Below are 13,972 nucleotides of genomic sequence, written 5' to 3'. Positions count from 1 at the left end.
ACATTGAAGAATGGGTAACAAAATTGTGACAAACATGTTACATGCACTGGAAAAGAAGAAGGGCCGGCACTACTCCCTTCCCCCCTCAAAAACCCTGTCAGAAGGGGCTTGTGAGAGGCACTTGTATGGCTCGCGAGAGACACTTGTACGGCTCGTGAGAGACACTTGCACGGCTCGCGAGCAACACTTGCACGGCTCGCGAGCAACACTTGTGTCGAACAAAGGGAGAAAAAAGGGCATAAAAAAAGGCCGTCTCAACCCCTCGCGGGAGAGACAGCCCTGCCTTAGTTAAAAATACCTATTAAAAACGATTACTTAAAACTAACAGTCTTTTTCCTTATCACTAATTCCTATATGAAATACAATCTTAACTATACAGTATTAATGTCTTTAGACTATGCAAATATACATATACTATTCATTCGAAAGTAGCATAAATCGGTCAGATTATGGCAAAAATCATTCAAAATTGCAAATTCCAACGATCTTTCCACTCAATTACAGGCATTCCGGCCTCGTTGAAGCGAATCGGCAACCAGATGTAAGCAGAATACATCAGACTCTTCGGTTTCCATACATCGGCCATGAAAATATACTGTCCTTCGCCTACCGGCAACACGAAAGTACTCTGTCCGCCGAAGGTTTTCTCTGCATCCGGACCCACCATCGGACTGGGATGCTGCGTCCACGGTCCCCAGATGGAAGTGGCCGAAAACATACGCGCCTCGTTCGGATCCCAACCCGTACAGCCCGAAGTAATCATCCAATACAGGCCATCGTGCTTGAAGATGGCAGGCGCCTCGTTGTGTCCGCCGGGGAAGATACGGATATACCGACCCGTATGTCCTTGGTAGTCGTCTGTCAATTCGGCTATCTGCAAAGTCAGGTTCTCCTCGGACGAATAGATGTGATACGCCTTTCCGTCGTCATCGACAAAAAGAGTCATGTCGCGCGACATTTGTCCGCCAGCCAGGTCGCGCTTCACAAACAGTCCTTTGTTCACGGCCTCGCGCCAGCGGGGTGTCCACCATTCTTTATATTCGTCCATGTTCCATTCCGTCGCACGTTCTTCGTCTGTCATGTTTTCCGGATAGATGCCGGGATTCACACGGCCGGAACCGACGTAGCGATATGGTCCCGCAGGCGTATCGCTGACAGCCAGTGCGGCACGGGCAGCCTCGTAACCTTTTCCTTTCAGTTCAAGGTGGAACCACATGACAAACTTCTTCGTACGCGCATTGTATATCACCTTGGGACGCTCCATGATGCAACCCACCTCGATGTCGTCGCCTGCCTTGTCGGAAACAGCAAGAGCTACGCCTTCGTACTTCCAGTGACACAAATCATCGGACGAATAGCAGTTCACGCCCACTTTGGTCGAGAATCCTTCGTCCGGCCGGTGTTCGCCAAACCAATAATATTTTCCCTCGTAATAGAGAACCCCGCCGCCATGAGCGTTAATATAGGTTCCGTCCACATCGTTCCAAACTCCGGCAGGCACAATGGTGCCGCCTGCTGCGTCGGCTTTGCCGTTTTTTGTGTGAGCGCAGCTGCCCAGCAGGCAGGCCAGCAACATCCATACGGATAACAGATACTTCTTCATAAGCACTTCAGTCTTTGTCATTCAGTTTCTTTATGTTTTTCAATAACCATGGACAAAGTTAGCTGTAAATGCCTTATTTCGAGGTATAGGATTGTGTCATAAATACGAAGAAATGTTTCAAAGTTCGTCCCACGCAGGCGGATTTACCTTGAGCAGGTTCCTTACAAAGAAATCGTAACGTTTGTGCTCGCCGAAATCCTCGCCCATCGTATGTCGTGCTCCGGGAATGACAACCAGTTCAAAGTCTTTGTTCGCCTTGATCAGCGCATTCACCACCTGCATGGTCGAAGCCGGATCTACGTTGTCGTCCATCTCGCCCACTACTAGCATCAGCGGACGGGTCAACAGGTGGGCATTCTCAACGTTTGAGCCTTCCCGATACTGTTCGCCTACAGGATAGCCCAGCCACAGTTCGTTCCACCAGATTTTATCCATGCGGTTATCGTGGCAGCCACAGGCCGAGTAAGCGGCTTTATAGAACTCCGGATGGAACAGTACAGCCGTCATCGACTCCTGTCCACCGGCCGAACAGCCATAGATGCCCACGCGATCGATGTCCATATAAGGATACTTTGTGGCAGCAGCCTTTATCCAAGCTATGTGATCGGGCAGTCCGGCATCCTTCAGATTCTTGTAGCAGACGTTTTCGAAGCTGCGTGAACGGAACGAAGTACCCATACCGTCCACCATCACCACAATGAAGCCCAATTCGGCAATCGAGGTCATGTACCAGTTGTAGGGAGTAAATGTCTTGGGCACATACTGGCTGCCCGGTCCCTGATAGATGTATTCCAGTACCGGATATTTCTTATTGGGGTCGAAGTTCGTAGGTCGGATGATAATGCCCCACATGTCGGTCTTTCCGTCACGTCCCTTTGCCGTAAACACTTCTGGAGCCTTCCAGCCCTCAGCAACAAGACGGCTGATGTCGGCCTGTTCGAGCGGCATCACTACACGACCGTCGGTTGCACTGCGCAACACAGCCACCGGCGCTTTATCTACCATCGAATACACATCAACCAGGTAGCGCATATCGTCCGAGAACCAGGCCTGATGCATTCCCTCGTCGGGTGTCAGGCAAGTCAGTCCTGTACCATCGAAACCAATGCGATAATAGCGTATCAGATAGGGATCTTCGTCGGGCTGTACACCGTTGGCCGAAAAATAAATCTGACGGTTTGCCTCGTCCACCCGCACTACCTGGCGAACATACCATTCGCCTTTCGTTATCTGGTTGACAACTTTTCCCGTTGTACGGTCGTACATGTACAGGTGATTCCAGTTGTCCCGCTCGCTTGCCCAAATAATGTGTTTGCCATCCTGCAAGTCGTAACGGTAGCGCAAGGGATAATTCACGTACTTCTCACTGGTTTCCTCAATCAGTGGACGCACTTTTCCTGTTTCGGCCGAAAGCTCCAACACGCGATACACCTGATGTCCACGCTGATTATACTCAAAAGTCACTGCCCGGCTGTCGCTGTCCCACTGTGGTCCCCACAAGTCGTACTGGCGATCGAACAGTTCGGTCGAAGGCTGTATGGCCTTCCCGGTTTCCACTTCGTAAATGCAAGGCACCTTGAAAGGCAGTTCGTCGCCGGGTTTGGCATACTCCTGCTTATGCAAACGGGGTTGTAACTGGTCCTTGGGTGACGATTCCACGTAGTATACGTAGCGTTTCTCCACAGGCCGTATCTTGCAGGCAGCCACCTTCTTGCTGTCGGGCGACCAACGAATGTAGGCTGAATAATAATTGCCCAGCGTTCCGTCTATACTAAGCTGACGTTCCTTTCCGGTGGCCTGTTCTTTTACATATATATTATGGTTCTTGATGAAAGCAGTATACTTACCATCCGGCGATACTACCGGAGCAGCCGTTTTCTCATCGTCTACCTCCATCCAGTGACGCTGTTTGCCCGGCGCAGGCACAGCCCCTTGGTCCGTCAGACGATTCTTCCGCACAGCATACATCCACTTGTGTCCGGCAAAAGCAAACCGGAGCGTATCCAGTCCACTGCTTACCGAAAGCCGTTCCAGCGAAAGAGCAGTCGATTCGACTTTCTGCCCGGAAGAAGCAGAAAGAGCTTCGGCCAGCCGTTTGTGGTCGAATAATTCTTTCCGCGAGCTCTTATCGGCATTTACCAGAACATATATACGTCCTTCAGGCGTACGACGCACATACCAGAAACTGTGAGTCCCGTCTATCCAGCTGGGAACCACGTTGGAGTAATACACTTTGTTAGCACTATATTTCTCCCTCAACGAATAGGCACGGCGATAGTCCTCAGCCGTACCCTGTGCCAGAGCTGTGCCGCAACAGCACATCACCCCGAGCAACCATAAACTTAATCGAAATAACTTCATAGAAAGATACGTTATACATAAAAAAGAGGCACGGATGTTACGGAATGCCACAGAAGTATCAATCAACCATTCTGTGAAATGCCGTATGATCTGTGCCTCAAACTATACGTTAACAGGTGATACGATCTTATTCTGTATCAGAGTCTGCTATTAATAATCCATTTTCACACTGTTGCACACCGGAGTCAGTACAAACGAGAACTCATAGTCTGCATAAGGAACCTGATACTGCGGCAATGGCCATGCTCCCCAGCTGTTTACACAGCCCAAGCCCATCTGTGCTTTATCGATACAGAGGTTGGTCAGGTCAGCTTCTTCCACTTCGGGAGAGTGACGCTGGTCTTTACCCCAACCATCGTCAAGCGATTCGATGGTATAATGCAGTGCAGAAGCCGAGAAAGGTGCGTCGGCTACAATCTGCAAACCACGGTTGGCTGCATTCAACTGCTTCCACCAACGGATATCAGTCTTTGTTCCGTTCTCCTGCGGACGAATGTAAGAATAGAACTGTTCGTCTACCGACTGGCGGTAAATGCCCAGATCGGTGCTATGGTTACGGTCGCTGTAGTTCTCAATCGGACCACGACCATAGTATTCAACTGTCTCGAACGACTTCGGCATCTGCATCTGCATTCCGAAACGGAACATCGGAGATACTTTTGCCTGCGGATCTACTGTCATCTTCTGAGTAACTTTAACAGCTCCCTTGTTGTTGATGACATAAGTCAGGTTCAACTTAGCAGATACTTGCTTCATATCATAGTCGGCATATACCACGATCTGTCCGTCCTTGCTTTCCCATTTGAAAGAAGTCAGCTTCAGTTCCGGGTTCTTCCATACAGCATATTTATGCTGCAAACCTGCACCCATATCATTATCGGTCGGAGCACGCCAGAAGTTAGGAGTAAGTGCAGCGCCCTCGTTCATCAGTTCCAAACCTGCTACACGGTAGCGGCTCAAGTAACCGCTGTGTTTATTGAATTCCATGCGGAAGTCTTCACCGTTTACAATCAGATAATTCCAATCGTTTTCCTGAACTTGGGGAACAACGGTTTCTACATTGACGGTTTCTACATTTTTCAGTTCAAGCGCAGGAGCCTTGTAAGCATTCAACACGAGCTGGTCTTTAGCTACAGCATATCCGGCAGGCAATACACCTTCTTTTTGTTTCAGGCGATAAGTCACGTTCAAGAGCCACTCTTTGCACTCGCAAACCTTACCCAGGTCAAGCTTTATCTTGGTAGTCTGGTGAGGTGCAACGTTCAGGTTCTCGACACGTCCGCTGCGAACGGCTTTTCCGTTGGCCAATACAACCCACTCCATGTAGTAGGCAGAAAGGTCGCGGAAGAAGTTTTCGTTGTAGACATTGATTTCGCCCTGTGCAAGGTTGGCCGGTGTGGTCCAGATGTTCTGATAGTAGTAACCTACTTCATACATGTGCGGATTGGGCACACGGTCGGGGCTGATAAGTCCGTTGTCGCAGAAGTTGTTGTCGGAAGCATCGAAACGGTTGAAGTCGCCTCCGTAAGCATAGATGGATACGCCATCTTTGCCTTTCCAACGTACAGACTGATCGACAAAGTCCCAAATGAAACCACCCTGCAAGTGAGGATACTTGCGGATGAGGTCCCAATATTCCTTGAATCCGCCTTGCGAGTTACCCATAGCGTGCGCATATTCACACTGTATCAACGGCTTCGTCAGATCGTTGCGCTTAGCGTATTCTTCCATATGTCTGTAGTCGGCATACATCGGACAGTAAACATCGGTAAATTCATTACCATGTGCCTGCTCGTACTGTACGGGACGGCTGGTATCTTCCGACTTGATCCAGCGATAGGCAGCTTCGAAGTTCGGTCCGAAGCCTGCTTCGTTACCAAGTGACCAGAAGATGATACTGGGGTGATTGAAACCACGTTGCACGTTGCGTTGGTTACGTTCCATGTGAGCTTTTGCATAGTCATCACGACGTGCCAGTGTAGATTCGCCATATCCCATACCGTGAGATTCGACATTGGCCTCGGCTACTACGTAGATACCGTACTTGTCGCACAGATCGTACCACAGATTGGCATCGGGATAGTGACACGTACGTACAGCATTGATATTGAATTTCTTCATCATCTGGATGTCCTGCAACATACGCTCGGGCGATACGACATATCCGCCGTCAGGATCCATTTCATGACGGTTGGCTCCCTTGAACAGCACTGCCTGACCGTTGACCAGAATCTGTCCGTTCTTCTGTTCGATCTTACGGAAACCTACTTTTACGGGAATTACTTCGTTGCTGCCCTGAAGTGTGGCACGCAATGTATATAAATAAGGTGTCTCGGCACTCCACTTATTGGGGTTCTCAACATTGAGCACTGTGGTCGAGCTACCTTTGGCTGTTGCTGTAGCCACTTGCTTACCTGCTGCATCGAGCAGTTCCAGATTGACTGTTCCGCTACCCTTCAGGTCAAGCTTAACAGACAGAGAACCGTTCTTGTATTCAGCATCGAGGTCGGGAGTGACACGGATGTCCTGAATACGTTTCTTGTCGCGAGCGTAGAAATAACAGTCGCGACCTACACCGCTATAACGGAAGAAGTCCTGATCTTCAAGATAAGTACCGTCGCACCAGCGGAATACCTGGAAAGCAATCAGGTTTTTCTGGCCGGGCTTCAGATAAGAAGTCAGGTCGAATTCGGCTTCCAGCTTGCTGTCTTCGCTATAGCCTACGTACTTACCGTTTACCCACAAATACATGTTGGAAGTAACGGAACCGAAGTGTGCAATGATGTCCTTGCCTTTCCACGAAGCGGGAATGACAAATTCGCGACGATACGAACCTACGTGATTATTAGCAGTAGGAACTTCGGGAGGATTGTTTTTGTACTGATTGCGCCAAGCATAGCCTACATTGACGTAAATGGGGTCGCCATAACCGTTCAGTTCCCACATGGCAGGCACTCGCATGTCATCCCAGCCTTTGTCGTTAAAACCGACTTTCCAGAAGTCTGTAGGACGAGCATCGGCATCTTTCACCCAGAAGAACTTCCACAGCCCATTCATGGTCATATAGTTGGAAGACTGCTTCATGTTTTCCTTAGCTGCCGCGTCGGCCGACTCGTAAGCAAAATAGTTAGCGTGCATCGGAGCACGGTTCACTGCATTCACCTGCGGATCCTGCCATTCCTTGAAAGACTGTGCACTGCCGCTCACGGCCAAGGCGGCAAACAGTCCTGTAATGAGTTGTTTCTTCATGATATAATTTTTTATGTTTGTAGCAGCATGGAGTGTTTTTCTTTCCACGCCGCTACAAAGATAAGGGAAATGCTGTTACAAACAGGAAAAATATGTTTCAAAATAGGGGCAATTTAATTCAATTGCAAACGATAGACCCCAAAAAAGTGTTCCGGAAGCTGCAATTCGAGCGTCTGACCTTTCACTTGTACCGGACGAACGCGCGGAACAAGTGTTTCCTGTTCCAGTGTATTGACCGTCTTCAAGTCGCCGTCGTGCAGATAAGTGCAGGTACCTGAAACGAGCTGACGCTTCTTCAAACCGGTAAAGTCTATCTTCACCTCGGCAGGATGACTTGCCACATTCACCAACTTGACGATAATTTCGCCTGTCGGTTCGTCCCAAGCCGCTGTCGCGTAAAGGCTGTCCTGTCCGGTGACGGGCTTGCCGTCCATCTGCAACTTCAGCACATCGGTTCCGGTATTCATGCCGTACATCTGCTGCACGTAGTAGTTGGGGGTGCGCATCATACGCAGGTTGTCGAACCAGATAAGGTCCGGATTCCACTGCCAGGCATCCACGTGTGCAAACAACGGAGCGTAAGTGGCCAGATGAACCACGTCGGCATTGCGTTCCAGTCCGGTCATGAAGGCTGCTTCGGAAAGTGCGGCATACAGATTGTTAGCCTTGCCGCTGGCATGATCGTGTGCGGCATATTCGCCGGCAAACACTTTCGGACCCTTACGGTCGTAACTGTCGTAACGGGCTGCGTTGGCCAGGAACCAGTCGGGAGCCATGTAGTAGTGTTCATCCACCAGATCGACACCGATACGTTTCATTTCGGGCCACAGATAGTCGAACTGTTCGCCACCTGCACTGGGGCCAGAAGAACCAACAACCTTAATGTCGGGATACTTGGCACGGATGGCTTTCGTAAAGACTTCGAGCCGTTCGGGATAAACTTCGCCCCACTGCTCGTTGCCGACGGCAATCATTTTCAGGTTGAAGGGAGCAGGGTGGCCCATGTCGGCACGTACCTTACCCCAGGTGGTATTCACATCGCCGTTGGCAAACTCTATCAGGTCGAGCGCATCCTGCACGTAGGGATCAAGCTGGTCGAGGGGAACGATTTCGTTGCTCTCGTACTGGCACGAAAGGCCACAGCTCACTACCGGAAGCGGTTCGGCACCGATATCCTCGCTCAGCAAGAAATATTCGTAGAAGCCCAGACCCAGGCTTTGGAAATAGTCGGGGAAAGCTTTGTGCTTGAATGTATAGTTCCAGCGGTTCTCGTTCAGCGGACGGTTTTCGACCGGACCGACCGAGTTCTTCCACTGATAGCGCGTAGCCAGACTGTTACCCTCGATGATACATCCACCGGGGAAACGGAAGACACCCGGATTCAGGTCGTACAGTGCCTGTACCAGATCGGCACGCAAACCGTTTTCACGTTGCTTCCAAGTATTAACCGGGAAGAGGGAGATATGGTCCAAATCGACCGTACCTTTGCTCTGCGCCACAATGCGCAGGCGCGAATGAGCATCGGTAAAGGAAGACTTCAGCACGACTGTTACCTTCTGCCACTCCTGTCCCTTGATTTCGATTTCCTTCTTTACGGGGTTTTCAGCATTGGAATTGACCAGCTCGACAGACAACTTCACCGGCGTAGCATCGGGTGTGCGGGCATAGACCGAGAAGCGGTATTCCTCGCCCTGCTTCAGGCCGATGCCACGGTAGCCTTCATTATCGATGCCAGCACGCAGCAGGCGACCGTCGTTGACAATACGGATGTAGTGCGGATTGCGGTCGAAGCAAGGTTTCTCGTCTTCTATCGTTACTTGTCCGAAGGAAACCCACCCAACAAACGGTTGCGGGAACTCGAACGAACGGTTCTTCACCAGTTCGGCATACAAGCCTCCGTCGGCTCCGAAATTGATGTCCTCGAAAAAGACACCGTACATGGTAGGCTGTATCTTGGCTGTCGGTTTGGCGACATCCACCGTCATTGTGTGCTGAGCCTGTACGCCCAAAGCCAATGACAAAGCTAATAATGCAGTCAATCGTTTCATTTTCTTTATATTAAGTTTCGGTTGTTCATTCTGTAAAAGCACGTTTCACAAGGGGCGTGAGCCGTGCAAGTGTTGCTCGCGAGCCGTACAAGTGTCTCTCATGAGCCACACAAGTGTCGCTCGGGAGCCGTGCAAGTGTCCTACAAAAGGGGGACAAATGCCCCCTTTTTGCCTGTTGCGGACACATCTTTATTATTTCTTTTCCAGATTCTGGTGGATTCTGATTACCGTGAACGAATAGGCAGGCATGCTGTAAGCAAAATCACAGCCCGTCAGTTCGAAGTCGGAAGTCACGGGACGCGCCGTCTTATCCTTCGGATCGCCCGTCAGGACGGTCTTCACGGCAGTAGGAGCTGTCAGCGTCACGCCATCCAGCTTCACTTTCGAATTTACTTCGACGGGAAGCATGTTAACCAGCTTCACGATGTAGTCGCCGGTTGCATTGTCCTTCACCACCGATACGCCGACACGCTTCTTCACACCGTCCTGCCAGTTGTTCAGCTGCACAGTCGAGGTGATGTATTCGTCTCCGGCATTCTGTCCGTACATCTGTTGGGTATAGTAACCCACGGTAGGCTTCACTTCCGTATTGTTGAAGTAAATCAGGTCGGGATTCCATTGCGTATGTCCCTCTTTGGCCAGAAGAGGCGCATACGAAGTCATGGTCACCACGTCGGCGTTGCGTTCCACGCCTGTCAGGTAGAGGGCTTCGGCCAATGCAGTCTCGATGTTGTTGGGTCGTCCCGGCAAATGAGCTGCATACTCGCCCAGATATACCTTCGACTTGCTGCGGTCGTAACGGTCGTAATAGTCCTGATTGTGGATCAGCCAGCCCGGAGCCACGTAATAGTGTTCGTCCACCATCGGAATATCCAGTTTGGAAGCCAGCTTCCAGCCTTCATCATAGTCGGTACCTTCGTAGAAGGGGCCTACCGTACCAATGACAGTAATGTCGGGGTACTTGGCACGCACGGCATTGTATATCATGGTGAAGCGTTCCTCGAACACGTCGGTAATCAGGTCTTCGTTTCCAATCCCGATGTATTTCAGTCCGAAGGGTTTCGGATGTCCGGCTTCGGCACGCTTCCGTCCCCACTCCGTCTTCTTGGCATCGCCGTTGGCATATTCTATCAGGTCGAGTACGTCCTGCACGTAGGCATCCATTTCCTCCATCGGAACGCCGCCCTGCTGTCCGCTGCATCCCAGTTCGCCTTTCGAATGATGGCTGCATGTACCCGAATTCTGGCAAGGCACACCTGCGGCCAACACCGGTACCGGCTCTGCGCCAATGTCTTCGCAGAACTGGAAGTATTCGAAGTAGCCCAGTCCGCGCGTCTGATGATAGCCCCACAGATTGCGCAAAGGCTTGCGGGCTTCCAGCGGACCGATGGAGCCTTTCCAGTCGTAGATGTTGTCTACACCGTCGCCGTGTGACACACATCCGCCAGGGAAGCGGACAAAACGCGGCTTCAGGTCGGCCAATGTTTGCGCCAAATCGGCACGCAGACCGTTCTTCCGCCCTTTGAATGTGTTTTGCGGGAACAAGGAAACCATGTCCAGATGATAAGTACCTGCCGATTGAGGTTCGAGCGACAGCACACCGGCACGCACGTCAGCCGTTACTTTCAGTACGGCTTTCAGCTGCTTCCAGTCTTTCGACGAAACGTTTACAGTTGTCCGTGCTGCTTCATTGCCCTTCTCGTCTAGCAGGCGTACCACAAGCTTGCCGCCTTTACTGCCCTGTGCCACACGGGCAAAGAGAGAGAGGTCGTACTTCTCGCCCTGCTTCAGGGCAATGCCGTCGTAACCGCTGTTCTGCAAAGAAGCACCCGCCTGCTTCACGTCGAGCACGGCATAGTGGGCATTGTTCGCATGGATGGGATCATCGGTTGCAATGGCCAGGCTGGCAGCCGCATCGCCTCCCTGCACTGTCCAGGCATAGCTGTGATCCCAGCGCTGATGGGCTTTATCTTTCTCCGAGTATTCAAAGTCACGGTTCTGCACCAGTTCGGCATACAGTCCGCCATCGGCTCCGTAGTTGATGTCTTCAAAGAAGATACCGATGAGATGCTCGCTGATGGCTTTCTTCTGATCGGTCTGTACGGTAATGGTGGCCTCAACGGGCTTCAGTCCGGCAAAACGGACAGCATCCTGCTCGGTGCGTTCGTCGTAAAGCATGCCACGGAAGTTCTTGTGGTCGGCATAGCGTTGCATTTCTTCGATCAAAGCATAGGGCACGCGTTGCACGTAGCCGCTTTCTTCCCGTCCGCCGATTGTAGCCTTTGCCTCGGCAACAGGAAATGTCTCGGCCGGAACATGCTGGGCGCGTTCGGCAGGCACAAAATAACTCTGACGCTCCCACTTCAACAAGTCAGACGAAGCGGCATGTGCCACTACCTGACCGCTTTGGGTGGCCTCCCACGTGCAGTGCCATTTTCCATCGGCTTTACCCTGCACCAGACGGGGACGGAACATCTTCTTTCCACTACCCCACGGGCCGAAGTCCGACCTTACATAATTATAACCTCCAGCCACCGGTGTCCAGTACTGACGGTCGCCACTCCAGGCAAATTTCAAGCCACTTTGACCGTTGGCATCAGCATACGAAAAGAGGTATACCGAGTCGGGCACATTGGCTACTCCTGTGATTCCGGCATGCAGGGAAACGCTTCCCATAGCCAGAAGACATGAAAATAAAATCTTCTTCATTTTTCAAATGGTATCAGTTTATCAGATTATTACATGCAAATGATTCCTCCTTGCGGCGCGATGGTTACTTCGGCCACGGAACCTTTCTTCAGTTTCAGTTCTTTCTGCACCGGTGCCAGTTGTTTGTCGTCCGTGTAGAAAGAAACTGTTTTGCGGCCTTCGAACATCGGCAACGATAACTTCAGCTTCAGCGGTTCTTGTGTGGCATTGATACCAGCCACGTACCACGCATCACCATGACGGCGTGCCAACACAACGTACTTGCCCGGATAACCATCGATGAAGCGGACTTCATCCCACGTAGTAGGCACCTGCTTCATGAAGTTAATGCACAACTGTGGAGCATCTGTCAGATTGTTGGGAGCCAATGCAAAGTTCTGGATCGGGTTCTGGAACAGCACGGCAGTCGCCAGTTGGAAGACATCGGTCGTGCGACGGGTAGTGCCACCGTCGTTACCACGATTCAGACGTTTGTTGAGGAACGTACCGCCAAACTCCATGCAACCTACCGTATTGCGGATAAACGGATGCAGGCAGGCATTAAACGCCTCGTTGTCGCAGAAATGTTGGCTGAATATCAGGTTTTCGGAAGCCAACACAGCTTCGCTACCCACATAGTTGGGATACATACGCTCCCATCCGCGGGGCAAGGTGCAGCCGTGGAAGATAACCATCAGTCCGTGGTCGTCGGCATCGCTCAGCAAGTCTTCGTACAGGCGTATCGTTTCCTGTTTGTCACCGCCCCAGAAGTCTACCTTGATACCTTTCACTCCCTGGCTCTGCATCCAGCGCATCTCCTGTTTGCGAAGAATGGCGTTGTCCATTCGATTGATAGGTCCTTGTTCGATATCGTTCCAATAACCACTGGAGCTGTACCACAGGAATACATCAACTTTTTTGCTATGAGCATATTTGATCAGGTCTTCCATTCGTTCGCGACCGATATAGGTATCCCACCAGTTATCTATCAGCACGTATTCGTAGCCCATTGCTGCAGCCAGGTCGATGTAGCGGACCTGATCGTCGTAATTGATGCTGCCATCCTGCCACAGAATCCAGCTCCAGGTTCCACGCCCCATGCGATAATCGTGCTTCGTGGCGTAGCGCGGCTCCACCACATCCCAAGGAACGGTAGTCTCGACAATCGGTTTCAGACTTTCGCCCACAGTAATCGTGCGCCAGGGAGTGCTGCCGGGCAGGGAAAAAGCAGGTTCGGCAGTGCCGTTGCCATTGTTCTCCTCGGGCATAGGGAAAGCAATCTGATACATGCCATCCTTGAAGTCGCCCAGACGGGAACCGCAATAACGGCTGTCCACACCCGTCTCGCTGAGTAATACCCAGCCGTCTTCGCCCACACGGAACAGACAGGGAAATGTATAACCGTGCCCATACTGCGAGCGTACATCCATCGGTGCATCGGCTTTATACTCTTCTTCGTAACTGGGCTTGGTACGTTTCCAGCCAATCATGGCATCACTCTGCGGACAGAGGAATGTTGTGGTCTGTTCGGGGAAGCGGAATCCGGTGGCTTCGGACATGACGCGCACACTGCCCGTACCGTTCTGTCGGGGAAGCGTATAGCGGAAAGCGACATCGTTGTTGCTGACGCGGAAAGTGACCGACATCTTCTTTCCTTCAGCTGTCTCGAATGAACAGACCAACTGATTGGCCTGATAATGAATGTTTGAAGCCTTGATGCGCGACTGCTGATAAACGGTGTCGATGGCCGTTGTTGAATGTCCGGTCAGTTTCAGTTGTCCGGCAAAATCGCCCATATTGGTTTTCAGCCCCAAAGGAGAGTCGAGCAGCATCACTTTGCCGTTGTAGGTTACGGAATACGAAGCACCTTTGTCTCCCGAACAATTGACAGCAAGCTGCAACTTACCGTCGGGGCCGGCTACCGTCGCATCTTGTGCAACTACCGGCAAAGTTGCCATACACAGGAAAAGAGCCGGTATCAGTTTTAGTTTCATGGTATAAAATATTATGTTTGTTTGTGATT

6 protein-coding genes are annotated in these 13,972 nt (G+C 51.2%); all 6 read right to left on the bottom strand.

What is annotated here, in order from left to right:
- Positions 1–463: 463 nt before the first annotated feature.
- On the bottom strand, positions 464–1,603 hold the full coding sequence (locus Q3C19_RS09410; RefSeq protein WP_071150836.1) for a glycoside hydrolase family 43 protein: 1,140 nt from the start codon (positions 1,601–1,603) through the stop codon (positions 464–466).
- 117 nt (positions 1,604–1,720) lie between these two features.
- Complete coding sequence (locus Q3C19_RS09405; RefSeq protein WP_302728896.1) at positions 1,721–3,964, bottom strand: S9 family peptidase; 2,244 nt, start codon at positions 3,962–3,964, stop codon at positions 1,721–1,723.
- A gap of 150 nt (positions 3,965–4,114) precedes the next feature.
- A complete protein-coding gene (locus tag Q3C19_RS09400) occupies positions 4,115–7,213 on the bottom strand; it encodes a glycoside hydrolase family 2 TIM barrel-domain containing protein (RefSeq protein ID WP_302728894.1) in 3,099 nt (1,032 codons plus the stop codon).
- Positions 7,214–7,326: 113 nt separating this feature from the next.
- The gene (locus Q3C19_RS09395) at positions 7,327–9,261 is read right to left on the bottom strand and encodes an alpha-L-arabinofuranosidase C-terminal domain-containing protein (RefSeq protein WP_302728892.1); all 1,935 of its coding nucleotides are present in this window, start codon (positions 9,259–9,261) and stop codon (positions 7,327–7,329) included.
- A gap of 192 nt (positions 9,262–9,453) precedes the next feature.
- Entirely contained in the window at positions 9,454–11,970 is a 2,517-nt protein-coding gene (locus Q3C19_RS09390; RefSeq protein WP_302728890.1) for an alpha-L-arabinofuranosidase C-terminal domain-containing protein, read from the bottom strand.
- Between the two features lie 29 nt (positions 11,971–11,999).
- Positions 12,000–13,943, bottom strand: coding sequence for a glycoside hydrolase family 97 protein (locus tag Q3C19_RS09385; RefSeq protein WP_302728888.1), 1,944 nt, complete (start codon positions 13,941–13,943; stop codon positions 12,000–12,002).
- Positions 13,944–13,972 lie beyond the last annotated feature (29 nt).

This window comes from Bacteroides sp. ET489 (assembly GCF_030518095.1).
GTDB lineage: Bacteria > Bacteroidota > Bacteroidia > Bacteroidales > Bacteroidaceae > Bacteroides > Bacteroides ndongoniae.
Note: the sequence above shows the minus strand (reverse complement) of the source record. Positions and strands in the feature narration are given on the sequence as shown.